Source organism: Vibrio algicola (genome assembly GCF_009601765.2).
Classification (GTDB): Bacteria; Pseudomonadota; Gammaproteobacteria; order Enterobacterales; family Vibrionaceae; genus Vibrio; species Vibrio algicola.
Genome location: NZ_CP045699.1, coordinates 1,826,247 through 1,850,880 on the forward strand (window position 1 = coordinate 1,826,247; position 24,634 = coordinate 1,850,880).

At 43.1% G+C, this 24,634-nt stretch carries 17 protein-coding genes, 7 tRNA genes and 1 pseudogene; 5 read left to right on the forward strand and 20 right to left on the reverse strand.

Annotated elements, in window-relative coordinates:
• Window positions 1-32 precede the first annotated feature (32 nt).
• Window positions 33-1,313: an HlyC/CorC family transporter gene (locus GFB47_RS08360; protein WP_153447576.1), complete on the forward strand. Its 1,281-nt coding sequence runs from the start codon at window positions 33-35 to the stop codon at window positions 1,311-1,313.
• A gap of 198 nt (window positions 1,314-1,511) precedes the next feature.
• Here GFB47_RS08360 and luxS read toward each other — a convergent pair whose 3' ends face one another.
• From luxS to pncC, 18 genes are all read right to left on the reverse strand, one after another.
• Entirely contained in the window at window positions 1,512-2,030 is a 519-nt protein-coding gene (luxS, locus tag GFB47_RS08365) for an S-ribosylhomocysteine lyase (RefSeq protein WP_153447577.1), read from the reverse strand.
• Between the two features lie 32 nt (window positions 2,031-2,062).
• Window positions 2,063-2,650 (reverse strand): transglycosylase SLT domain-containing protein, encoded by a 588-nt coding sequence (locus tag GFB47_RS08370; RefSeq protein ID WP_153447578.1) that lies wholly within the window; start codon window positions 2,648-2,650, stop codon window positions 2,063-2,065.
• A gap of 122 nt (window positions 2,651-2,772) precedes the next feature.
• The gene (gshA, locus tag GFB47_RS08375) at window positions 2,773-4,383 is read right to left on the reverse strand and encodes a glutamate--cysteine ligase (protein WP_178306468.1); all 1,611 of its coding nucleotides are present in this window, start codon (window positions 4,381-4,383) and stop codon (window positions 2,773-2,775) included.
• A gap of 125 nt (window positions 4,384-4,508) precedes the next feature.
• The gene (locus tag GFB47_RS08380) at window positions 4,509-7,379 is read right to left on the reverse strand and encodes a M16 family metallopeptidase (protein ID WP_153447580.1); all 2,871 of its coding nucleotides are present in this window, start codon (window positions 7,377-7,379) and stop codon (window positions 4,509-4,511) included.
• An 18-nt stretch (window positions 7,380-7,397) separates the two neighbouring features.
• On the reverse strand, window positions 7,398-7,847 hold the full coding sequence (locus GFB47_RS08385) for a YqaA family protein (RefSeq protein ID WP_153447581.1): 450 nt from the start codon (window positions 7,845-7,847) through the stop codon (window positions 7,398-7,400).
• 36 nt (window positions 7,848-7,883) lie between these two features.
• Window positions 7,884-8,837 (reverse strand): NADP-dependent oxidoreductase, encoded by a 954-nt coding sequence (locus GFB47_RS08390; protein WP_153447582.1) that lies wholly within the window; start codon window positions 8,835-8,837, stop codon window positions 7,884-7,886.
• 86 nt (window positions 8,838-8,923) lie between these two features.
• A tRNA-Arg gene (locus GFB47_RS08395) sits at window positions 8,924-9,000 on the reverse strand.
• Between the two features lie 73 nt (window positions 9,001-9,073).
• Window positions 9,074-9,150: transfer RNA gene (locus GFB47_RS08400), tRNA-Arg, on the reverse strand.
• Between the two features lie 86 nt (window positions 9,151-9,236).
• A tRNA-Arg gene (locus GFB47_RS08405) sits at window positions 9,237-9,313 on the reverse strand.
• Between the two features lie 91 nt (window positions 9,314-9,404).
• Window positions 9,405-9,481 (reverse strand) — tRNA-Arg (locus GFB47_RS08410).
• Between the two features lie 42 nt (window positions 9,482-9,523).
• Window positions 9,524-9,616 (reverse strand) — tRNA-Ser (locus GFB47_RS08415).
• Window positions 9,617-9,638: 22 nt separating this feature from the next.
• A tRNA-Arg gene (locus tag GFB47_RS08420) sits at window positions 9,639-9,715 on the reverse strand.
• 80 nt (window positions 9,716-9,795) lie between these two features.
• A tRNA-Ser gene (locus tag GFB47_RS08425) sits at window positions 9,796-9,888 on the reverse strand.
• A gap of 226 nt (window positions 9,889-10,114) precedes the next feature.
• Window positions 10,115-10,318, reverse strand: coding sequence for a carbon storage regulator CsrA (csrA, locus tag GFB47_RS08430; RefSeq protein ID WP_153447583.1), 204 nt, complete (start codon window positions 10,316-10,318; stop codon window positions 10,115-10,117).
• 532 nt (window positions 10,319-10,850) lie between these two features.
• Entirely contained in the window at window positions 10,851-13,451 is a 2,601-nt protein-coding gene (alaS, locus tag GFB47_RS08435; RefSeq protein WP_153447584.1) for an alanine--tRNA ligase, read from the reverse strand.
• Between the two features lie 122 nt (window positions 13,452-13,573).
• Entirely contained in the window at window positions 13,574-14,029 is a 456-nt protein-coding gene (gene recX, locus GFB47_RS08440) for a recombination regulator RecX (protein ID WP_153447585.1), read from the reverse strand.
• A gap of 126 nt (window positions 14,030-14,155) precedes the next feature.
• On the reverse strand, window positions 14,156-15,193 hold the full coding sequence (gene recA / locus GFB47_RS08445; RefSeq protein ID WP_153448194.1) for a recombinase RecA: 1,038 nt from the start codon (window positions 15,191-15,193) through the stop codon (window positions 14,156-14,158).
• 99 nt (window positions 15,194-15,292) lie between these two features.
• Window positions 15,293-15,778 (reverse strand): nicotinamide-nucleotide amidase, encoded by a 486-nt coding sequence (gene pncC / locus GFB47_RS08450; protein WP_153448195.1) that lies wholly within the window; start codon window positions 15,776-15,778, stop codon window positions 15,293-15,295.
• Window positions 15,779-16,004: 226 nt separating this feature from the next.
• Here pncC and GFB47_RS08455 point away from each other — a divergent pair, with 226 nt between their 5' ends.
• The 3 genes from GFB47_RS08455 (at window position 16,005) to GFB47_RS08465 (ending at window position 22,281) form a co-directional block, all read left to right on the forward strand.
• A complete protein-coding gene (locus GFB47_RS08455; RefSeq protein ID WP_225874259.1) occupies window positions 16,005-16,967 on the forward strand; it encodes a TAXI family TRAP transporter solute-binding subunit in 963 nt (320 codons plus the stop codon).
• A 107-nt stretch (window positions 16,968-17,074) separates the two neighbouring features.
• On the forward strand, window positions 17,075-18,964 hold the full coding sequence (locus GFB47_RS08460; protein WP_153447586.1) for a TRAP transporter permease: 1,890 nt from the start codon (window positions 17,075-17,077) through the stop codon (window positions 18,962-18,964).
• 374 nt (window positions 18,965-19,338) lie between these two features.
• Window positions 19,339-22,281, forward strand: a complete 2,943-nt coding sequence (locus tag GFB47_RS08465; protein WP_153447587.1) for an autotransporter family protein — start codon at window positions 19,339-19,341, stop codon at window positions 22,279-22,281.
• A 708-nt stretch (window positions 22,282-22,989) separates the two neighbouring features.
• Here GFB47_RS08465 and GFB47_RS08470 read toward each other — a convergent pair.
• Both GFB47_RS08470 and GFB47_RS16725 read right to left on the reverse strand, forming a co-directional pair.
• Window positions 22,990-23,169, reverse strand: a complete 180-nt coding sequence (locus GFB47_RS08470) for an AlpA family transcriptional regulator (RefSeq protein WP_153447588.1) — start codon at window positions 23,167-23,169, stop codon at window positions 22,990-22,992.
• Window positions 23,170-23,288: 119 nt separating this feature from the next.
• Window positions 23,289-23,471 (reverse strand): annotated as a pseudogene (locus GFB47_RS16725) (RNase H family protein); the annotation flags it as partial.
• An 80-nt stretch (window positions 23,472-23,551) separates the two neighbouring features.
• Here GFB47_RS16725 and GFB47_RS08475 point away from each other — a divergent pair.
• Window positions 23,552-24,472 (forward strand): IS5 family transposase, encoded by a 921-nt coding sequence (locus GFB47_RS08475; protein ID WP_153447589.1) that lies wholly within the window; start codon window positions 23,552-23,554, stop codon window positions 24,470-24,472.
• The last annotated feature ends 162 nt before the right edge of the window (window positions 24,473-24,634 follow it).

Consider the following 24,634-nt stretch of genomic DNA (forward strand, 5'->3'; position numbering starts at 1 on the left):
TTAACGTTTAACTACCAAAGGAAAACCTAAGTTTGGGTGATATATCAACGGGGCTGCTGTTTGCTCTACTGGCAATACTGATTCTAATTTCCGCCTATTTCTCGAGTTCAGAAACCGGCATGATGTCACTCAACCGCTATCGCTTACGCCATTTAGCCAACCAAGGCCATAAAGGGGCAAAACGTGTTGAAGCATTATTATCACGTCCTGATCGCCTGATTGGCCTTATCTTAATTGGTAATAACCTAGTTAATATCTTGGCCTCTGCCATTGCCACAATTATTGGTATGCGTTTGTATGGTGACTACGGCGTGGCGATTGCCACTGGTGTATTGACCTTAGTGATTCTAGTATTTGCTGAAGTGACGCCGAAAACCTTAGCCGCTTTGTATCCAGAAAAAGTGTCCTACGCGAGTAGCCTTATTCTGCGTATATTGATGAAGCTTATGGCCCCATTGGTTATCTTTGTCAATCTCATTACCAATGGTTTACTGCGTATGCTAGGGGTTAAACCTGAAGAATCGGCGGGTGAGCAACTAAGCTCCGACGAATTGCGTACGGTGGTCAATGAAGCCGGCAGCCTGATCCCTCGTCGTCACCAAGATATGCTAATTTCTATTTTGGATTTAGAACATGTCACCGTAAACGATATCATGGTGCCACGTAACGAAATAACCGGTATCGATATCAATGATGACTGGAAATCAATTGTACGCCAGCTGACTCACTCCGCCCATGGTCGCGTCGTGCTATATCGAGATCAAATTGATGAAGTAGTGGGGATGCTACGCCTGCGCCAAGCTTACCGTTTGATGCTTGAAAAAAATGAATTCAATAAAGAAACCCTATTACGCGCAGCCGATGAAGTGTATTTCATTCCTGAAGCCACACCACTGAATGTTCAACTCTTAAAATTCCAGCGAAATAAAGAACGTATTGGCATGATCGTCGATGAATATGGCGACATTATTGGTCTTATTACTTTAGAAGATATTTTAGAAGAGATTGTTGGTGAGTTTACCACCTCAATGTCTCCAAGCTTAGCGGAGGAAATCACCCCACAAAGTGATGGTAGCTATTTGATGGAAGGCAGCGCTAATATTCGCGATATCAATAAAGGCTTAAACTGGAAATTACCCACCGATGCTCGAACCTTAAACGGTTTATTGTTAGAGCACCTGCAAGATATACCAGAGAGCTATCTTAGCCTTGATATTGCCGGCCATAAGATGGAATTGATTGAAATGGCGGAAAACAAAATCAAGCTGGTTAAAGTGTACCCAGCTAAAAAGAAAGCCAAAAAGAAACATTAATCTCACCGAACACTGGCTGGCTGGCTGGCTGGCTGGCTGGCTGGCTGGCTGGCTGGCTGGCAGTAGAATGACAGACAAATAAAAACGAGAAATCGCATAAGCTATTTCTCGTTTTTTTATTTGATTAAAAAGACAGACTAAATTATACCAATTCCATAAATTTAATGACCGTTCAAATTGATCAAATATTAAATGGAATTAATCGACTTTCAGCTCTTGCAGCATAGAGTCAGGTAACGCCAATTCATCATTTTTATTGACTTGGATACCCGCCGCAATAATATCTTTGGCGATCTGTTGCGCTTCTTCTAAAGAATGCATTGAATAAGTACCACACTGGTATTCATTCAATTCAGGGATCTTGTTTTGATCGGCCACATTGAGTACATCTTGCATTGCTGCTAACCAAGCGTCAGCCACTTGTTGCTCACTCGGCGTGCCAATTAAGCTCATGTAGAAACCAGTACGACAACCCATAGGGGAAATATCGATGATCTCCACCTCAGAACCATTTAGTTGATTACGCATAAAGCCAGCATACAAATGCTCTAACGTATGGATGCCTTTTTCCGATAAAATATCTTTATTAGGAATACAAAAACGTAAATCAAAGACGGTAATCGTATCGCCCTTTGGCGTGGTCATTGTCTTGGCTACACGTACCGCAGGCGCTTGCATACGAGTGTGGTCAACGGTAAAACTATCAAGTAAAGGCATTACTGCTCTCTCCTATTAGGTACATAAGTAAATCAGAACCAGCTGCGGTTATCTTCTAATTCCGCTCGGCATTTTTTGAGCTGTCCTGCATAAATTTTTGATGTTTTTTCTACTTTACGTGCAATTTTCATCAAGGCGGGATTACGACTGTAAGTTTTACGTTTAAAACCACCACGACCTTCATGATAAGCAAGATATTGGCTGTAAGCATCCCATTTAGAAATACCTAGTGCTTTTTGGCTTCCTGTCATATACCAACCAATAAAGTCTATCGCGTCATCAAAGTCATCGCGTGAAGTCCAAGAACTGACTTGATCTTGATATTCAGACCAAACAGGATCTTGCGCTTGCGCGTAACCATAAGCACTACTAACTCTTCCCCAAGGAATAAAGCCTAGTGCATAGTAACGAGGCGGCTTAGCTTCTCCTCTAAATGAGCTTTCTTGCTTCATAAACGCCATCGATATCTGAATAGGCACGCCCCACTCATCTTGGCTATCAAGAGCATCTTCATACCAGTCTGGATACTGACGGAAAATTTCACAAATATTACTTTGGTTACTCGGCGGCGCGGTGGCACAGCCGGATAACCACAAAACATTGAATAGAACTAAAGCCATGCTTATTTTTTTAACATAGCTTCTTCTTATGACATTGTTTCTTTTTTTGACACAGTTTGCCGCTTTAAGAGTAAATAACTGCAATGTTAGGCATCCTATGGCTGTGGCTTAAATTAAGGTCATTAACGCAAGTAAGAGAAATATTCCGCTAAGAAATCATCAAAGCTTAACGTGTCGGCAGCTTCAATTTCAGCTTGGGCTAACTTTGAACGCTGCGCTTCATTTTCCATCATACTTTGTTTATACACTTTATATTCATGGTTCAATAAATCTAAACGGTATTGTTCGCCCAATCGAGTACCGAATTTACCTATCCCTCCGGCCGATTTAATTTCAGCCAGTAATTGCCCAGAAATGGTTTTCTCCGGATCATCAATCCATTCACTTAGCTCATCGCATACATCTTGATATTGAGTATTGCCATGCGCTTTGTCCATTTCAATCGCAATATCTCTAAGCTGGCTGAACATTTCATGCCCCCAAACTTGCATCGGCTTTGACTCTTGTCCGCTGCACAATTTAAAGGCAAGATCCGGCTTGCGTCCTTCTAAAATAATAGTTGTCCAGTTGCTACGCCAGCACGCAATATCTTCTTTTTTCATTGGTGCCGATTCTTTTAACGCACACCAAGAGACAAATAAATCTAAAAAGAGAACCTGCTGCTTGCTCACACCAATAGGAGAAAATGGATTCACATCTAATGAGCGAACTTCAATGTATTCTACTCCAGCACGCTTTAATGCGCATGACGGTTTTTCACCATCTTCTGCAACACGTTTTGGGCGAATGGGCGCATAAAGCTCATTTTCAATTTGCAGCACATTACTGTTTAGTTGGCGGTGCTCACCATCGACTTTCACGCCAAGCTTTGAGAATTTATCCGACGGCTTATGCATCGCATCATGCAAACCCAGTAAATAATCTTCTAAGCTATTAAAAGTAATATTCAGATCGCCTTGCGCACTGTTGGTATAGCCTAAATCACTTAAACGCAATGCAGTGGCGTGCGGTAGGTATAAGGTTTTACCTATGGTGTCAAAATCGATCCCAGTGTCACGCCCTTTCACAAAAGACGAGCATAAGGCTGGAGAGGCACCAAATAAATACGGGATGATCCAGCCATAACGGTAATAGTTGCGGATCAGGTGAAAATAGCCTTCTGACTTACTATCTACTCGCTGATCTTGATTTTGCTGGCCATACAAGCTGTCCCAGAAACTCTCAGGGAAAGAGAAGTTAAAGTGAACGCCAGAAATAATTTGCATTAAGCTGCCGTAACGTTGATTTAAACCTTTACGGTATAGGTTCTTCATTCGTCCTGAATTTGAACTGCCGTATTCCGCCAACGGGATCGAATCATCGCTACTGACAAAACATGGCATCGACATTGGCCATAATTTTTCAGTGCGCATTTTAGTCATTGAAAAATGATGGATATCGGTCAACTGGTTTAATAGTGTATCGACGTTATGAGAAACAGGGGTAATGAATTCGAGTAATGACTCTGAAAAATCGGTAGTGATCCATTTATTAGTCAGTGCTGAACCTAGCCCAGCAGGATGTGGAGTTAAAGCCAATTGGTCATTACTGTCATAGCGTAAAGCTTCACGCTCTATTCCGCGTCCAAACTGCTTGAAAGTTTTTGGGTTGTTAGCAACTTGTTGAAGGCGTGCAGAAAAATCAGTCAAAATAGCGCTCACTTGTGTTATTTGGGATCCAAGTAGGATAGTCATTCTTGCTAACAATTGCCATGACAAAGCTTGAAAGCAAACATAAAAACCATAAACCGTTAGTCTGCTGATTAACGGTTTAGGTTTAGGTTTAGGTTTAGGTTTAAGCTTCTTGTTATGTTTGGGCGTTAACGACTAACTTCAAGTTTTTTAATCGCAATGCCTAACTTTTTCAGTTGTGGCTCTATGGTTTTAACATCGCCAACCACAATGATTTGATAATCTTTCGGGTTAAACCATTGAGCCGCTTGTTTATTCAAAGTATTCAAACTCACGCTGCTGACTAAATGAGCCTGCTTGGCTATAAAGTCTGGTTGCAATGAATAATCCACCATGGTCGAGAGCAAACCGGCTTTTTGGGCGGGGGTTTCGTAATTAAGCGCATCTTGTTGGCCTACCGCTAAGCGCATAAAGTCTAGCTCTGGTTCGGTCATACCATCTTTACTATAGTGTTGCATTTCTTTGATGAACTCATGAATAGAAGCGCCAGTGGAATCGGCACGCACTTGGGCGCTAAAGACGATCACTCCGGTTTCTTTTCCGCCATAAGCTCCGCCGCTTGCCCCATAAGTAAAGCCTTTATCTTCTCTTAGGTTCTGATTAATTCGACTATTAAAGTTACCGGCTAAATTATAATTCGCCAGTTGGGTTAAAAATAGATCACCGGTGGCATCAAAAGTCATCCCAGTGCGAACTAAGCGAATAATACTTTGCGGTGCATTGGGCTGATCAACCAAATAAATACTTTGTTTACTTGGCTCTGAGTATTTCCCTGCTGCTGGTTTCATTGGCGCGGTTTGAGAAGGTGTGCCTGCTACGCGAGATAAAAAGGCCAGATCTTGTTTCATTTGATCTTGAGTGCGATCACCCACCACAATCACATTGGCATTTTTCACCGCATAATGGGTTTGATAAAACTGCTTAACTTGATCGAGCGTGATGCTGTTAATTGATGCTAATGAGCCTTCGTTATCCCGGCTATACAAAGATCCTTTATACAAAACATCTCGAGTCGCTTGAGAGGCAGCCCAAGACGGTTTTTGATGTGAATAAATCAAACTTTGTAGCGTCTGTTTTTTTAAACGAGCAAAATCGCTGTCATTAAAGGCCGGTTTAAACAGCATTTCATTAGCAAGATCTAAGGTTGCCTGCACATTTTTACTCAGTGAGGTAATGATCAAGCTTGCATGCTCAGTGCCAGCGCTAAAACTAATGCTGCTGCCAAGTTTATCGAGCTCTTGCTGCAGCGCTTCGCTGGTATGCAGTGTGGTTCCTTCTCCCAGCATATCGGCCGTTAACCCTGCCAGTCCTTCTTGACCAAGGTTGACATAACGATTGCCGGCAGGAAAATCAACTTTAATCACCACGGTTGGCGTTTCACTTGAAACCGTCCCTAATACTGGTACGCCATTGGCAAGATCAAATTGATACAGGCTTGGCATGGTCGCGCTGACGGCAGCAGTAGTGGCCGGCATGATTGAGCGATCAAAGTTATCTTTGGGTTCGCGCACATCAAGTTGGGCATCGGTAATTTTTGGGTAAACCGGCAACTCACGTTTCTCTGGCGTAAAGTTTACTGGGCGTGCCGCTAAGTCCGTTTTACCTTTTGGCACCACACTTAATGCCACTTTGGGCTTATCGGCCACAAATTGATTAAATACCTTCATCACTGAATCTGGCGTCACTTGGCGCAGTTGCTCAAGTTCAAGTTGCAATCGATCGGGTTGATCATAATAAGTTTGATTGGCGGCTAATTGCGACACTTTGCCACTGACACTTTGCAATGCGTAAACGGTCCCCGCTTCTGCTTGCCCCATAATGGCATCTAATTGATCTTGTTTAACCCCATCGGTTTTAAACTCGCTCAAGATATTCATGACGTCATCATAAATCGGCTTTAAGTTGCCTTTATCACCGGCATCCCCCATCGCATAAATATATAAAGTACACGATAATTCACCACAGTCTTGGAACGCGCCTGCGTCTATCGCTTTTTGCGGTTTAACCAGTTTTTGATACAAGATACTGTTTTTACCATCGCCCAAAATAGAGGCTAAAGCATCCACGGAGGCTTCTGACTTATCACCACGATATTTGGTTGGAAACGCCATCATCAACATAGGTTGACGGATGCGATCTTGCAGCGTAATAAAGCGATCGCTTGGCAATGTGACTGGTTGCTTTGCGGCATCAACCACAGCCGGTCCTTTTGGCACTGAACCAAAGTACTTATTCACCCACTGCAGTGTTTGTTCTTTATCGATATCACCACCGATGGTTAATACTGCATTGTTAGGACCATACCAACGCAAAAAGAATGCTTTGAGATCATTAACATCGACTCGGTCTAAATCGCTCACATAACCGATGGTTTGCCAAGCATAAGGGTGAGTTTGAGGGTATAACGCTTCGCCAATTCTTTCGTACACTAAACCATAAGGACGATTATCGTAATTTTGACCACGTTCGTTTTTCACTGTATCACGTTGAATTTCAAATTTACGCTGCGATACCGCGTTAACTAAAAAGCCCATACGATCGGACTCGAGCCACAACATCTTCTCAAGTTGATTTGACGGGACCGTTTCAAAATAATTGGTACGGTCACGGTTGGTGGTGCCATTTAATGAACCACCGGCTTCGGTGACGATTTTAAAGTGTTGCTGATCGCCGACATGCTCAGAGCCTTGGAACATCATGTGCTCAAAGAAATGGGCGAAGCCTGAACGGCCAATTTTTTCACGCGCCGAACCCACATGATATGTCACATCAACATGCACTAGAGGATCGGAGTGATCAGGAGATAAAATAACGGTTAATCCATTATCTAAACGATATTTTGAATAGGGAATTTCAGCTTTACCCGCAGCAGGATGCTGGGTTTCAACAAATGAAACACCTTGCGGAAGTGCCACATCAGGCGTGGTCGAGATGGTGCTTTTTTGCGTGGAACAAGCAGAAAGTAATAAAGCTCCCACTAGTAAGGCGATTTTTTTCATGTGTATTCATCCCTGAGACTAAAGTAAACCTTGAAAAACCAAAGCTATGAAAGCATAACGTAATCCTTTACCGATACCAATAGCCAAACATGAGAACCACACATTCATACGCAGCCATCCGGCCACCACACACAGCGGATCGCCGACGATAGGCATCCAGCTCATCAAGAGTGCCCAATAACCGTAACGCTCAATCCAAGCCAGTACTCGTTGCTGTTGCACTTGTTTAGACGCTCGATTAGGCAGTAACCGGCCTAAGGCGTAATTGGTCATCCCACCTAATGTGTTTCCCAGTGTGGCAATCAACACAATATGAGGCCAACCAAAACGCTGCAAACTGAGCGCCGCATACACGCTGACTTCTGAACTGCCGGGCAAAAGTGTGGCACTAAAAAAGCCAGAAAAGAACACAAACCACAAGGGCTGACTGGCAAAAACAGCCTGTAACCAATGGTAGAATTCCGCCATTGGTTAGCACCGACCTAGTGCGTTATCGACCACCGATTAGGCTTGCATATTAAGTAAGATCTTACCGCGTGCATGACCTTGTTCAACTTTATGGTGCGCTTGAACGACGTCTTGATATGGGAAGATTTTTTCAATTTTAATTTTGATCATTCCGGCACTGATCAAGTGTAATAGCTCTTCTAACTGTGTGATATCCGGTTCAACTAGCATCCCCATACCAATTAAGCCTAATTCATTGGCTTTTTCACACACCAATGAAGAGGTAATCGTTGGTACTGTGACCACTCGACTACCAGGACGTAAACAACACAGTGCATCAATGGCTTGTTCGCCGCCCACTAAATCGATCAACACATCGACATCATTCAGGTTTTTCTGCCAATCGGGTTGAGTGTAGTCAATTGCGGTTGCGCCGAGCGCGGTAACATAATCAATATTGTCCGTTCCGCATGTCGCATAAACTTGGGTTTTGGCTGCCACCGCAATTTGAGTGGCAATATGCCCCACTCCGCCAGCGCCAGCTAAAATCAAGATTTTTTCTTTCGGTTGGATTTTTGCTTTTTCTAATGCTTGAGCCGCGGTTTGCCCTGCCAGTGGGATAGCAGCAGCAGATTCAAGTGAAATATCTTCCGGCATTAAAGCCAATTCAGACTCAGGCACACAGACATACTGGCTATAACCGCCAGCGCGTAATGGAAAGCCGATAAAGCCCGACACGTTATCGTTTAAATTAAACTTTAAGCATCCAGCCCCTTGCTTAACGATAGAGCCTGAAACGTCGTAACCAGGTACCCAAGGAAGGTTATTTTTATTATGTTGCGCCGCCCAACCTAAACCTGCACGAGTTTTGACATCAATTGGATTCACCGCAGCAAAAGCTACTTTGACCAATACTTCACCCGCTTGAGGTTGAGGCTGCTCTGACTGTTGGAAAGCCAACAACTCAGCATCGCCGAATTGATTGATAATAATTTGAGTATTTGAAGACATCGCTTGTCGTCCTTAACATTTATGTTTCTATTTTTTATTGAGCATACAGCAAAAAGCCCCACACAAAAGTGCAGGGCTTCAAAATATGGTGCGCGCGGGAGGATTCGAACCTCCGACCGCCTGGTTCGTAGCCAGGTACTCTATCCAGCTGAGCTACGCGCGCACTAATTCTTTCTAATTTTCTGCTCGTTTTTCGTTTGAAATAAATCCAACGATATAAACCAACATTGTTAATATGGTGCGCGCGGGAGGATTCGAACCTCCGACCGCCTGGTTCGTAGCCAGGTACTCTATCCAGCTGAGCTACGCGCGCACTGTTATCTTTTCAGATATTTTATTTTGGCAGGTAATACATTTAAAATGTAATGCCTTTAAAGTATCAATATTTCAAATTGCAAATGGTGCGCGCGGGAGGATTCGAACCTCCGACCGCCTGGTTCGTAGCCAGGTACTCTATCCAGCTGAGCTACGCGCGCATCGTATTTTGCATTTAAAACATTTTACTTATCGCTTTAACTTAATGCTAAAGCTTAACTAATTGATGCTACCCAATTAGGCTTGAAATAATGGTGCGCGCGGGAGGATTCGAACCTCCGACCGCCTGGTTCGTAGCCAGGTACTCTATCCAGCTGAGCTACGCGCGCATCGTATTTTATTTCAAATTAAAATAGTCGAAACTAAATTAATGGTGGAGAAGGAGGGATTCGAACCCTCGATACGGCTATAAACCATATACTCCCTTAGCAGGGGAGCGCCTTCGGCCTCTCGGCCACTTCTCCACTTTTTGTTACTCTTCAGAAGTGGTGCGCGCGGGAGGATTCGAACCTCCGACCGCCTGGTTCGTAGCCAGGTACTCTATCCAGCTGAGCTACGCGCGCATCGATTTCTGATTGTCCTATTACTAGAACTTCCTTAACGATAGTTTTGGTGCAAATCAAAACGTTTAAGAATTCAAGAATGGTGGAGAGGGAGGGATTCGAACCCTCGATACGGCTACAAACCATATACTCCCTTAGCAGGGGAGCGCCTTCGGCCTCTCGGCCACCTCTCCAACGTCTTGAGGAGGCACATATTACGATTCACCAAAAATATGTCAAACATTTTATTGGTAAAATTTGTTAAAAACCGTCTAACCGGACAGTATTTCACCAACTCTGTTAATTTATGAGCGCTTCAGCGCTAAACCTTAGCTATTTTTCGCAAATAATCACAATGTTATATCGCTATAAAAAACAAAGGCCAGCACAGAGGCTGACCTATCTTCAAACTATACAGTACTAAACATTACCCGATGGGGCTGCTGCAACACCTGTATCTTTTTCTGCTTGAATGCGCATGTAAATTTCTTCACGGTGAACAGACACTTCTTTCGGTGCATTAACGCCGATGCGAACCTGATTCCCTTTTACGCCCAAAACGGTAACTGTGACTTCATCACCGATCATTAATGTTTCACCGACTCGGCGAGTTAAAATTAGCATTGTATGCTCCTTGAGTAATCTCTATTTATTATCGTTAATAGCGCTATTATCTATTAAAAGCTGTCCTTGGGTAAATATCTGGATGTAAAAATATCATTAAAAGATGTAAGCAAACGACCGTTGCCATATCGGTATTATATTTACAAGTGATAGTTACCATTTGTTTCATGCTAATCAATGCAATCAAACACCACCGTGATTAACATAACCACTCACACTGATTAACTTTCATCATTTTCAACTGCTTAGTATAGGCATTGTTATAGCGGTAAGCTAGGATTTCTAATCCTTAAAGATCGATAGCCTTTAGACACTATGACCAATTTTATATCTAAACACTAGTGATACTGTTTCATTTGCCACGTTACATCTGATGTATGCTGATTTATGTCTACCTGCTCACATTGTTTTGATCAAAAAAAACGACCCTGAAGATCAGCGTCGCTTTTTATTGATTTACCTTAACTGGCGACATAGAGCAACTACACCCTATCACACTCTCGGTAAGAGCTTATTTTAGCGCTAGCTCTTTTTATAGCTTCTCATTGATCCAGGCTTCAGCTTCAACCAGTGCTTGTGGTAGCGCAGATGCATCGGTACCGCCGGCTTGCGCCATATCAGGACGACCACCACCTTTACCACCGACTTGCTGAGCGACAAAGTTGACCAACTCACCCGCTTTAACTTTGCCGATAAGATCTTTAGTTACACCAGCAATTAAACCGACTTTACCATCGGCTACGTTGCCTAATAAGATCACGCCACTGCCGACTTGGTTTTTCAATTCATCAACCATGCCGCGCAATGCTTTATTATCCGCGCCATCAAGTTGGCTGATCAACACTTTGATACCAGAAATTTCTTTCACTTGGCTAATTAAGCTCGCACCCGCTTGTGAGGCTAACTTATCTTTAAGCTGCTGAATCTCTTTCTCTAGCTGTTTGGTTTTGCTAATGCCGTCGGCCACTTTTTGCTCATATTGAGCTTGTTGGCTTTCAATGGCATCGAGCGCTGCCTCACCGGTCACGGCTTCAATACGGCGAACACCGGCCGCGATACCACTTTCTGATATTATTTTAAATAAACCAATATCACCGGTGTTAGCCGCGTGAATACCGCCACATAATTCAGTTGAAAAATCGCCCATAGATAATACGCGAACTTGGTCATCGTATTTTTCGCCGAACAATGCCATCGCGCCTTTTTGTTTGGCGGCAGCAATATCCATTACATTGGTTTCAACATTGTGGTTATAACGAACTTGCTGATTGACAATACGCTCGACTTCACGCAACTCTGCCGCGGTTACCGCTTCTAGGTGTGAAAAGTCAAAACGTAGATTTTCAGCGCGAACCAATGAACCTTTTTGAGTCACATGTTCGCCCAGTACTTGACGCAATGCCGCGTGCAGTAAGTGAGTCGCTGAGTGGTTTAGTGTAATCGCGTTACGACGCAGTGCATCCACTTGTGTTTGAACTGCATCCCCTGTCGCCATGACACCGGCGGTTAATTTACCGTGGTGTGCAATCGCATTACCCAGTTTGTGGGTATCCATCACTTCAAATACGCCAGACTCAGTAGTGATCACACCGGCATCACCACATTGACCACCAGATTCAGCGTAAAATGGCGTTTGCGCTAAGATCACAATCGCATCGGTGCCTGCGCTAATATTTTCTGCAGTTTCACCTTCAACAAAGATTTCATTCACAACCGACGCGCCAAGCACATCGCTATAACCTAGGAATTCAGTATCAAGATCTGTTTTGATCACTTTATTGTAATCGGTACCAAACTGCCCAGCTTCACGAGCTCGAGCACGTTGCGCTTCCATCGCTTTTTCAAAACCGGCCTCATCAATGGTGACATTACGCTCACGCGCCACATCATTGGTTAAATCTGCAGGGAAACCATAAGTGTCATAAAGTTTAAACACCGTTTCGCCATCAAGCACGGTCACATCTTTTAATTCATCAATCGCTTCATTTAAAATCGTCATACCGCGATCTAGGGTGCGAGCAAAGTTTTCTTCTTCGATTCGCAGGATTTTCTCAACCATTGGTTGTTGTTTTTTAAGCTCTTCGCCAGCACTGCCCATCACGTCAATTAATGCGGTGACCAACTTGTAGAAGAATGCACCTTGTGCGCCCAGTTTATTACCATGACGCACTGCGCGGCGAATAATGCGGCGTAACACATAGCCGCGACCTTCGTTAGATGGCATCACACCATCCACAATTAAGAAGGCACATGAGCGAATATGATCCGCCACTACGCGTAATGATTGGTTGCCTAAATCTTCGCTGCCAATCACTTTCGCGGCAGCTTTGATTAATGCTTGGAATACGTCAATCTCATAGTTAGAGTGCACGCCCTGCATAATGGCAGATATACGCTCGATCCCCATACCGGTATCTACCGACGGTTTTGGTAACGGTTCCATGGTGCCATCTGCTTGACGGTTGAACTGCATGAATACGTTATTCCAGATCTCGATAAAACGGTCACCATCTTCTTCAGGTGTTCCCGGACGGCCACCCCAAATGTGCTCACCGTGATCGTAGAAGATTTCAGTACAAGGACCACAAGGACCGGTGTCGCCCATCTGCCAGAAGTTATCTGACTCGTAAGCTTTGCCGCCTTTTTTGTCGCCAATGCGCACAATGCGATCAGCCGGAATACCAATGTCTTTATTCCAAATATCAAACGCTTCATCATCGGTTTGGTAAACCGTCACCAATAGTTTCTCTTGTGGCAGTTGTAGAACTTCGGTTAAGAATTCCCAAGCAAACGCAATCGCATCATTTTTGAAGTAGTCACCAAAACTGAAGTTACCTAACATTTCAAAGAAAGTATGGTGACGAGCCGTAAAGCCGACGTTTTCTAAATCGTTGTGCTTACCACCGGCGCGTACACAACGTTGCGATGTGGTCGCTCGGGTGTAGCTGCGTTTTTCAGCGCCAAGAAAACAATCTTTAAACTGATTCATACCGGCATTGGTAAATAATAATGTCGGATCATTAGCAGGAACTAATGAAGAACTATCAACAATTTGGTGCCCTTTGCTTTCAAAGAACGATAGGAACGCGCGGCGTACCTCGTCGGTGCTCATGAATTTGGTGCGAGTAGTCATGTAATTCTTCCGGGAAATATTCGAGATAAAAATTTGTCGATATTGTAAAGGATGACGGGAGTTTAGTAAAATAGGAAGGTGTAATAATCTAGCGCCATACCTCAAGCTGTGGCCGTAAAAGCTTATTTAAATTCAGACAACGCGTAACTAATTTGCTCAAAGGTATAGCCGCGATACTGCAAAAACCGGATCTGTTTGGCATAGGCTTTTTGATCGACCGCTTTGACACCTTTAAATTTTTTTTCCGCGCATTCTTTTGCCAATTCAAACCAATCTTGTGGCTCTTGATCTAACGCTTGTTCAATCACATCATCCGCGACTTGCTTCATATTCAACGCTTGGCGAATTCGTCTTTCGCCATGACCTTTGTAGACATGTTGGCGTACTTGGCTTTTGGCGTAACGTAGATCATCCATCCAACCATTTTGTTGGCAATAAGCAATCGCAGCATCAATCTCGGCGGTTTCAAACTCTTTCATTTGCAGTTTTTGCTTTAACTCAAATTCGCCATGATCACGACGGCTTAATAATTGCACCACCACATCTTTGGCAGAAAGTTTTGATTTTGAACGGAACATATAAAACCTTTTATTATCGCGACTGTTTTTACGATTCTGCTAATAGCTACCGATACTAAAAAGCCCTGAATTAACAGGGCTTCAAATTCTAGTCAGAACATTGACTCAACATCATCGAAAGCTAAGTTACTCTTCCGTATCCAGCTCTTCGACTTCTGCCGTCTCCTCGAGTACCGCAGGAGTTAACAATAGTTCACGCAACTTAGTATCAATTTCTAATGCGATTTCAGGATGCTCACGCAGATAGTTGCAAGAGTTTGCTTTACCTTGACCAATCTTATCGCCTTTATAGCTGTACCAAGCACCGGCTTTTTCAACTAGCTTATTCTTCACGCCAAGATCAACCAACTCACCTTCGCGGTTAAAACCTTTGCCGTATAGGATTTGAGTTTCCGCTTGCTTAAACGGCGCTGCAATTTTGTTTTTAACCACTTTGATGCGGGTTTCATTACCCACGACTTCGTCGCCATCTTTGATCGCGCCAGTACGACGAATATCTAAACGAACAGAAGCGTAGAATTTAAGCGCATTACCACCCGTCGTGGTTTCTGGGCTGCCGAACATCACACCAATCTTCATACGAATTTGGTTAATGAAGATCGCCATACAGTTTGATTGCTTAAGGTTACCGGTTAGCTTACGCATGGCTTGAGAAAGCATACGCGCTTGTAAACCCATGTGGCTGTCACCCATTTCGCCTTCAATTTCAGCTTTTGGTGTTAATGCGGCTACTGAGTCAATAACCAAAACATCAATCGCACCAGAGCGAGCTAAAGCATCACAAATTTCAAGCGCTTGCTCACCCGTATCAGGCTGAGAAACAAGCAGGTCATTAATGTTAACCCCTAGTTTTTGAGCGTAGATTGGGTCAAGAGCATGCTCGGCATCGATGAAGGCACAAGTTTTACCAACACGTTGCGCTGCGGCAATTAATTCAAGAGTCAGCGTTGTTTTACCTGAACTCTCTGGGCCGTATACTTCAACGATACGTCCCATTGGTAAGCCACCAGCACCCAATGCGATATCTAACGCTAGAGAGCCAGTAGAAATGGTTTCCACATCCATGGTACGGTTATCACCCAATTTCATAATTGAGCCTTTACCAAATTGCTTTTCGATTTGGCCTAGTGCCGCCGCGAGTGCTTTTTGTTTATTGTCGTCCAGTTGCTTCGCCATTTTTTACTTTCCTTTGATTCGTTATATGTTTTTATTATACTGTTGATTCATACAGTGTCTATAGCTGTGTGCAATTTTTTTCAGTCTTTATAAATCGAGCATTGCTTCTAATTTCTTTAATGCGTGTGAACAGGCTTGGATCCGAATGTCTTCACGGTCACCATTAAAGACAACGGTTTCAAAATTAATTGGTTTTGAATTTAATTGCCAAGCAAAGCAAACGGTCCCTACCGGTTTATCCTCACTGCCACCACTAGGGCCGGCAATGCCACTGACTGAAATAGAACAAGTTCCATTGGAATGTTGCAGTGCGCCAGTAGCCATTTCTTGCACTGTTTGTTCACTGACCGCGCCATAGTGCTCTAATGTTTCTGGCTTCACGCCGAGCATTTCCATTTTTGCGTCATTACTGTAAGTGACAAAACTGCGATCAAACCAAGCCGAACTGCCTGCCACTTCGGTGATCACATAAGCAATTCCACCACCGGTACAAGATTCTGCCGTCACCAACACTTGGGATTGTTGCTTTAATTTGATCCCGACACGCTTACTTAATACTTGTAACTCTGCCAATGTCATTGCCTTTCCCTTCTTACTTTAGGTTCTGATTGGATAATTTAAATCGATCATGCACGTTTTAAATTGATCCGTATCTATTTTGTGAACTGTCTTAACTTTTGTTGTTTCTTTCAGGTTAACAATCACACAACTGAGACATTAACATCTCAATAACAAAGCATCGTTCTATACTCTTTCATCTCGATTGTTATTCGCTGCTAGAAAATAAGGATGTAGACTAATGAAACGAACAATGATGAAACCAATCTTTATCAAATCCATCGCTAAAAAAGCCTTAATTACATTATCACTCGCCATATCACTGCCGGTATTCGCGGCAAGTTATACCATAGGAACAGGAAGTCAAAGCGGCACCTATTATCCTCTCGGTGGTATTTTAGCCAAAATTTGGAGTGAAAATATTGCTGATTTCGATATGCGCGCCGAAGTCACAGCCGCATCCGTCGAAAATACCATTAAGGTCGCCACTGGCAAACAGTTGGTCGGCATTGCTCAAGGTAATGTGGTTTTACAAGCCAATCAAGGAACCAAACCTTTCCCACGCAAAATGGATGTCTCAGTATTATTTGCCCTTTATCCAAATGCGGTTCAGTTTATGGTGCCTGCCGATTCAGACATTCACTCAATTGCCGATTTAAAAGGTAAGCGTATTTCACTTGGCGCTCCTGGTTCAGGTACCCGTGTTAGCTCGGTCAATATTTTAAATACTCTTGGCGTAACGGAAAAAGACATTAAACCACAATCGTTAAATTATACTGCAACGACTAATGCACTCGCTAATGGTCAAATTGATGCAGGTGTTATTGTGGGTAGTTTAGGAGTGGGTGCGATCACTGAATTGGCCTTAACCCGTAAAATTCGAATTTTATCTTTTAGCACCGATGAAATGACAAAAATAATGGCCGCGAACCCTTCCTATCAGCCATTAGAAGCCCCCGCTGAGACCTATAAAAATGTGCCGGCATTTACCACTCCAGCAGTATGGAATGTTTTAGTGGTTAATAAAAACATGAGTGATGACATGGCCTACCAAATGACTAAAGTGGCGTTCGATAATATGGCTAAAATTCGCCAAGTAGTAGGGGTAACCAAATTCACTACACTCGAGAATATGAATAAGCTATCTGGTATTGCGCTTCACCCTGGAGCACAAAAGTACCTTGATGAACAAATGAAGAAGTAAGCCCTTTTATATGCACTATGTAAGTTCAGTTTAGCTGGCAGAGTAATGACCTCGCTAAACTGAGCTTATTTTCATTTCTGTTTTGGTTTTTTCATATGGAGTTTGAAATGGCAGAACCACGCTCACTTAATCAGCGCCTCACAGATTTATTAGTCCTAATTGCGACCTTTTTTGCTATCGCGCTTTCTGCATTTCAAGTCTGGCAAGGATTGCACCCAACCTTATCCGCCCCTGTATTTCGCCCTATTCATTTGGCTTGGATTTTAGCTTTAGCATTTTTATTAAATCCCTTGTTTAAGTTTGATCCTCGCTCTGCTGTCCTTTATTTTCTTGGTCGTCTAGTAGACATAACTTTGATTATGGCGACTTGTTGGGCGACCTATCAAATTACTATTTTTGATTATGACGACATCAGCTTTTTACTCGACGGTTTGCAATCTATCGATCAAACCGCTGGCATCATTTTAATCGTAGCATTGCTTGAGGCGACGAGGCGAACCGTCGGTTTTACAATGGTACTTATCGCCGGATTATTTTTACTCTATGCCTTTTTTGGTGATGCACTTCCCTCTGGTGTGGCGAGCAAGGGATTTTCGCTTGAAGAAGTGATCCGTTTTCATATTTTTTCAACTAACGGCGTATTTGGCGCCCCACTTGCCATTGCCGCAGGTGTGGTGTTCATTTTCGTTTTATTTGGCGCTTTCTTACAAGTCACTGGCGCTGGGCAATTTTTTATTGATGCGGCGTTTGCCGTGGCGGGTAAATACCGTGGTGGCCCTGCCAAAGCCAGTGTATTAGCATCGGCAGCTTTAGGCTCTATTTCGGGCTCGGCGATTGCCAATACCGTTACCACCGGCGCGCTCACCATTCCAATGATGAAAAAACTAGGCTATAAACCCGAACAAGCCGCCGGTATTGAAGCGGCTGCCTCGACCGGTGGGCAAATAATGCCACCAGTGATGGGCGCTGGTGCATTTGTGATGGCGCAATTTACCGGTATTCCGTATAGCGATATTTTATTAGTCTCGATTGCTCCGGCGATCCTCTATTTTGCCAGCACCTTACTTTATGTGCATTTAATGGCGTGTAAACTTGGACTACAAGGCATGAGCGTCACCGAAAAAATTGGCATCGTTATGCAACAAGGTTGGCACTTTTTAGTCCCTCTGGTTTTCATCACTAGCTTATTGTTAATGAGTTACTCTCCGGTTTTAGTTGGTATTGCTGGCTGTGCAGCTATATTAGTTGCCGCCATGATGCGTAAGCACAGCCGAATTACCTTTCCAATATTATTGCAAGGTATGAAAGAAGGGGCTATTTCAGCCGTTCCTATTTCTGTCGCCTGTGCCACCGCAGGGATCGTGGTCGGCGTTGTCGGTCAAACCGGAATTGGGCTGCAGTTTACTCAGTTTTTGATCGCGCTTTCTGGTGGTCATTTATGGTCAGCATTGGGATTAATCGCGATTGCCGCGGTGATCTTAGGTATGGGGCTTCCGGTGACTGCCGCTTATATTGTGCTGTCGGTAATGGCGGTACCAGCATTAAATGATTTTGGCTTAGGCTTATTAACTGCCCACATGATTGTATTTTGGTTGTCTCAAACCTCCAATGTCACCCCACCCATTGCATTAGCCGCATTTGCAGGGGCCGGAATTGCAGGTGCTTCGCCAATGAAATCAGCCATTCAGGCATTTAAATTGGCACAAGGTTTCTTCATCATCCCTGCCATGATGGCATTTTCTGGCTTAATTTGGATCGATGGTGAATTGAGCCATTTCTTTATCGGTATTATCACCACTTTAGGTTTGATCTTTGCGTTTGCAGGAGGCATTGAAGGTCGATTACTAAAACCACTTACTCATGTTGAACGTGGCTTATTGTTGCTGTTGGCATTAGGGATTTTATTTAGCGCTGATGTCTATCGTTTAGGCTGCTTAGTGTTAGTGGTGATTATCGTGGCACTGAACGCTCGTAAGCCTGAAGCTGTTATTAGCTAATTTTAGGAACGCTGTTTCCATCATCCAAATGACTCAAGCCATACTTGATTATTCAGAATTTTGCAGTACCGTACAATGAAAGTTGCTTCGGGCACAAGCCGAGATAGGAATTGTTACAAATGTACACTAAACCTGTGACTCAAGTCATTATTCAGCTATTCATTATTCAGCTATAATGGTGCAATCGTTAAGTGGACATTTAGTACATTTTTTATTTTATTGTCTAGAATTAAGGGGTTACTAATTCAAAGTTAAACTCTAAAAGCTTCAATGCTTTAGGTTAATTTGCCTTGAACATTGCTTTACGAAAGTTCAAGCTGAGAAGGGAATTTCTACAGCTTAAGATTAAGTCAGCAGGGAAGAAGATAAAAATAATGAAATTATCACGCATAGCCACAACTTTGAGCATGGCATTAACCTTAGATCAAGTGCAAGCCACTACCCTCGTGATGGATGATAGACGGCGACACCCCGCGGACGCATCCTTTCCCGCTTTTACGTATTTATATGAAGCGAATAAAGGGAGTGATTTCTTCGTCTCCTACTTAACGGGCGACTTAACGGGCGACTATGATGGCGTGCGCTATTCTACGCAATTTAATAACATATTTTTTGTAGATGTCCCCGATGTCGATTCAGTTGGCATAACTGGACTTAAACCACTTCAGAATTTTTACGTCGAAGGAGCAAATAAGTCAGAGATTTTTTTCATATCGGCGATTGCTCAAAACGCTGTTCCTGGTTCTGATAATCCGAATACTACCCCTTATGAATACGAACTGCGAACCTTGAATTTAGATAACGTTCATTTACAAGTCACAGACCGCACTCCGGCAAGTACGCTTTCTAATCAGCCAGATCTACTGATATACGATGCGATCAATTTAAATTCATCTCAACTTACTTTCGGAAATAAAGGTAAACTCTATTGGTTAGGCGATCATGAGATTAATGTTCGAGGATCTGGCAATGTAATTAAGATTGGTTCACTGGCGTGGGATAGCCCTGCTACTCGCTCAACATCATTAAACATCTTTGATGGTTCAGATCTGACACTTGAAAATACGAGTGAAATTTATAATAAATTCAACGGTAACCTTACGCTGAGTTCAGGCTCAACGTTGAATATAAAAAACAGCCAAATTGTACTGACTTCGGAAACATCGAATGCTAACTTCAAGGCATCAACAATAGATAACGCCACCATTAATATATCGGGCACATTCATCGGTCCATTTTTCGCCCATTTACACCTGACTAATCCAACAATTACTAATTCCACCATAACATTGGGTAATAATAATTCTTTCCGCTCCTATCGTCATTTTTCAACAGACGACACCACAATCCAAGGGGCGGTCACCTTCGAAGGAGATAATACGATTAAGCTTGGTGACAGCGCCATATTCAGTGGCCAATCTAAAGACGCTGCGCCATGGGAGGGCTACGGTGGCTTTTATTTTAATAACGGAACAACAACGATAACAGGCGACAGCAATGCTAAGTTTCAAGCGTCAGACTGGTATATCGATAACGCTACCGTGAGCTTAAGTAATGTCACCGCCGAAACCTATGTAGCCGGACTGACAATAAACGATAGTACCTACGAGGGACGTGGAATTAACTTTTCTAACCTGTCTACCTTAAGTGTTACAGATTCGACCATTTCGGGCTCAGTCGACTTTGGCAATGATCGTGCATTGCTTTGGGTGAATAATAATTCGACAATTAACCCCGGCCTAATCGCGCAATCAGGCGGGAGCAAAAAATACGCTCAAGGAATGGCATTTAATTTTGATTTGGCTGCTTGGTCAGGAAGTAATACGTTTATCTCTAATATAGACCCCAACGGAACTGAAGTTATTGTAGGAACAGGCATAAAATCTTACTCAAATGAACTTTTCATTAAGCGAGCAGACATCACCGGCTTTGATACGCTTAATATTGAATTAAATTCGGCCAAAACCGCTTTAGCCGCCAATGACTACGCAACCGGTGGCGCAGCCAGCGATGGTGTCTATGATTTGGTCTTTTTACAAGATGGTGCAACGGCTGATGTGGATAAGCCTAGCATCACTTTGGGTGGTAATATGCCCGCTTTGTTAGCGGCTGCACAAGTAAAAACACCCAGTGCCGATAATCAAGTCAGTGTTCAACTAACTGAACTACCGGCACAATCATTAACGGCTCACCAAGGCGTTACCACACCAAACCAGCAAAGTGCAGCCAAACTTGTGGTTGCTGCTAGTCATGCTCAGGGCAATACACAATCAGCACTTAGTACCCTCACTAATGATCAAGTATCATCACACTTGAATTCCATTCATGCCGAACCTTATTCCTCAAACATGACGGTTGCACTTGAACACACTGATATGGTGATGAACTCAGTATTTTCTCAGGTAGGAAGGAAAGCCTTTTCTCCTAACGTTGATGGCGCTATCAAGGATACTACACCAGCTACCCGCCAGCGTATGTGGTTAGATATCGGTAAAATTCAAGGGGATGTTGAAGGTGAAGAACATTTAGGGGATTACGACTATAACTTATCGCACCTCACTTTAGGGGGAGATATTGCTGAATTCGATAAAGCGACGTTAGGTATGTATTTTTCTACTGGAACCTATGACATGGATGAGCATGATAGTGCGAGCGTGACGTTTTCGAATAAGGCTTATCACTTAGGTTTGTATTTGAATCAGCCTGATCTGGGTCAATGGCAGTTAAAATCACTACTTGGTTATGCTTATGGCAATCACTCGTCATCGCGCGGTGTGCAGCTATCTAATTTGAGTACTAACGCGACTGCGGATTATAATAGTCACAGTCTTTATGCTGGGATAATGGCAACAACGAATTGGTATAGTAATGATTGGGTGGTGTTATCGCCTGGCCTAGGATTTAACTATGTCTACTTTAAGCAAGAAGGTTTTTCGGAGAAGGGCGACGACCCAAGCTTAAGTCTGCAGCTGGATGACAGTGATGCACAATCAATTATTACATCACTTGGACTCAGCGCTACTTTTGCTAGCCTTTCCAAAAATTATGCTATTTATCCAGAAGCGTACATTCGTTATGAGCATGATTGGTATGCTAATAAAAATAACGAACATGAAGTGAGCGCTGGGCTCGTTTCAAACCCCAATTACAAGCAAGATTTTGTCGGGCAGAGTCGTGGAGAAAACTCTATAACGGTGGGTTTGGGGCTGACTAGTGATGTGACTAGTGCTGTTCAAATTAATGGGGGGGTCACTGCGACTGAATCTACGCACGGTAGTGAATGGGGCGGATCGCTTAATGTAAGCTATCGATGGTGATAGTTATATTTGAGCATTTTGTAAATACCATCAGTGTATTATCATTCGAATGATAACAGTGACTGTTGTGGCTGGCATTGTCAGCCTCATCTTGTTGTCTTTTGTTATCTTGTGGCTAAGTAGTTTTGGTTACATATTTATAGTTCCTAACTCATTTTCTGGACCCTAGTGATTTGGCTTTCTAAATCACTTAGAGAAGTAGTGGTGGGGGCAGGACTTGCGTTTTGCTACACATTACTTTTTGTATATCAAAACTAGCTGGCTATCTGTAACGTATTTAGAAGCGCAACAAACTTTGGGGCGTGAGAAGCGAGCCTGACAATGTAACAAAGTCTATCTGATGGACGGGAACTGAATCGCGAGAGGAAGCTCCTCCTGATAACCACATAAATCGGGTAAGTGCTAGGGAGTCAGTATGATGAACAGAAGTGAATCGACGTCAGATGCGTAATTTCACAAGCAGCGGAAGTGGTTAATACGCTGTGGCCAAAAGGCACAGTGCAGTGAAAGTTGCACGCTGGGTTCTTAGGGAGACGGCACTTGGTAACAGGTGTCGTCCACCCGACAAGAATAAGTTACAATGTGTTCGATTCTTAGTTTAAGCATTACGTAAAACATGAAGAGAAAGCATCAACATCCTCTTCACACTCATCATTTCGGTGAAAGCTATCGCTCCCTAACTCCACGTTCTCCCAAACACGCTTCCATCTAATCCTCAACCTCACTATCCACCCAAGCGACGGCTCTATCACCTAAATTGATTGATTGCGGAAAGTTATTATCATTCATTTTTCTGTAAATCGCTGAACGGCTAAGGGCGGTCTTTTGCATTACTTCTTTTAGTTTTAGAAATCTCATGGGACGTCCTCCTATGTTATTGGTTCCCATGTGATTACCTGGCACGTAGAAAAATACCGTTTTGTAACTTGTAGTGTTCAATGCCACCTTCAAATCCAGTAACAACAAAAAAACACCTGCTGGCTATGCCAACAAGTGATTCATTCTTATTATAATTGACGATTCGCCGCTGCAAGCGCGTATCTATAAGCAGCACCTTTTCCTGCGGAACAGGCAGCGACTTTCCTCACCTCAACTTTTTTATCTGCACTTCGTTTATCCACTAGCTCCCAAAGGTCTTGATGAGCTATCGGTTTTTTATTTGCTTTACGCCAATTGCGACGTTTCCAACCGGCTTTGTTGCGTAATTTGATGGAACTAAATGTGAAACTGACGATCAGATCGTTTACTCCCCACTAAACCATCGATATTCATGCCAAAACCTCGTTATAAGACCAAAAACTGGAAGTTATATAATCAATCACTGATTAAACGTGGTTCACTGACTTTCTGGATTGATGAAGAAGCTATCCAAGAATGGAAAGAAGCTAAACAAGAGCTGCGTGGTAGACCTCGTATTTTCAGTGATTTAGCAATAACAACAGCGCTTATGGTAAAACGTATATTTTCAATGCCCTTAAGGGCATTGCAGGGATTTATTGATTCTGTATTTCAACTTGCTAATGTCCCGCTCACTTGCCCTCATTATTCTTGTATTAGTCGTAGGGCTAAAGAGGTTGAAGTCTCATTCAAAACGAAAGCTCGTGGCACGATACAACACTTAGCCATTGATTCTACTGGCCTCAAGGTTTACGGCGAGGGTGAATGGAAAGTCAGGAAACATGGAACTGATGGGAAGCGCCGGATCTGGCGTAAGTTACATATAGGTGTTGATGTCGTTACTCATGAAATTATTGCGGCAGAACTCACTTTCTCGAATGTCAGTGACGGAGACGTTCTACCTAATTTACTAAAGCAAACACGTCGAAAGATCTTAAAAGTATCAGGCGATGGTGCTTACGATACTCGACAATGCTATGAAGCCATTCGTATCAAAAAAGCCACCCCACTTGTGCCCCCAAGGCTTGGTGCAGTCTTTTGTGAAAAGGGACATCCACGAAATTTATCCGTCGGGTTTCAACAGTTTTATGGTTCTAATAAGCAGTGGAAAACACGGTTTGGGTATCATAAAAGGTCAATTTCAGAAACGGCAATGCATCGAGTGAAAAAGCTATTGGGCGGAACACTCAGCTTAAGAAATTATAATGCCCAAGTTGGGGAAGCTTACGCAATGATCAAAGCTTTAAATAAACTAACAGGGCTAGGTATGCCTAAAACTTACCGAATTGATTGAAATAATACCATTCTAGTGTTGTCACCTCTAAATTTGAATTACGCAACAAAGCCAGTATAGGAAATAAAAAAAACCATACTTTTACCTACACTAATTATCGCGCTACAATGAAACCTTTTGATACTTAGTGGGACTTATTGAAAATCCCGAAAACTCATAACT

Excerpts from the sequence above, each read along its gene's own strand:
- luxS (WP_153447577.1), bottom strand. The coding sequence starts at position 2,030 with ATGCCTTTACTTGATAGTTTTACCGTTGACCACACTCGTATGCAAGCG.
- GFB47_RS08370 (WP_153447578.1), bottom strand. The coding sequence starts at position 2,650 with ATGGCTTTAGTTCTATTCAATGTTTTGTGGTTATCCGGCTGTGCCACC.
- gshA (WP_178306468.1), bottom strand. The coding sequence starts at position 4,383 with ATGACTATCCTACTTGGATCCCAAATAACACAAGTGAGCGCTATTTTG.
- GFB47_RS08380 (WP_153447580.1), bottom strand. The coding sequence starts at position 7,379 with ATGAAAAAAATCGCCTTACTAGTGGGAGCTTTATTACTTTCTGCTTGT.
- GFB47_RS08385 (WP_153447581.1), bottom strand. The coding sequence starts at position 7,847 with ATGGCGGAATTCTACCATTGGTTACAGGCTGTTTTTGCCAGTCAGCCC.
- GFB47_RS08390 (WP_153447582.1), bottom strand. The coding sequence starts at position 8,837 with ATGTCTTCAAATACTCAAATTATTATCAATCAATTCGGCGATGCTGAG.
- csrA (WP_153447583.1), bottom strand. The coding sequence starts at position 10,318 with ATGCTAATTTTAACTCGCCGAGTCGGTGAAACATTAATGATCGGTGAT.
- alaS (WP_153447584.1), bottom strand. The coding sequence starts at position 13,451 with ATGACTACTCGCACCAAATTCATGAGCACCGACGAGGTACGCCGCGCG.
- recX (WP_153447585.1), bottom strand. The coding sequence starts at position 14,029 with ATGTTCCGTTCAAAATCAAAACTTTCTGCCAAAGATGTGGTGGTGCAA.
- GFB47_RS08455 (WP_225874259.1), top strand. The coding sequence starts at position 16,005 with ATGAAACGAACAATGATGAAACCAATCTTTATCAAATCCATCGCTAAA.
- GFB47_RS08460 (WP_153447586.1), top strand. The coding sequence starts at position 17,075 with ATGGCAGAACCACGCTCACTTAATCAGCGCCTCACAGATTTATTAGTC.
- GFB47_RS08465 (WP_153447587.1), top strand. The coding sequence starts at position 19,339 with ATGAAATTATCACGCATAGCCACAACTTTGAGCATGGCATTAACCTTA.
- GFB47_RS08470 (WP_153447588.1), bottom strand. The coding sequence starts at position 23,169 with ATGGGAACCAATAACATAGGAGGACGTCCCATGAGATTTCTAAAACTA.
- GFB47_RS08475 (WP_153447589.1), top strand. The coding sequence starts at position 23,552 with ATGCCAAAACCTCGTTATAAGACCAAAAACTGGAAGTTATATAATCAA.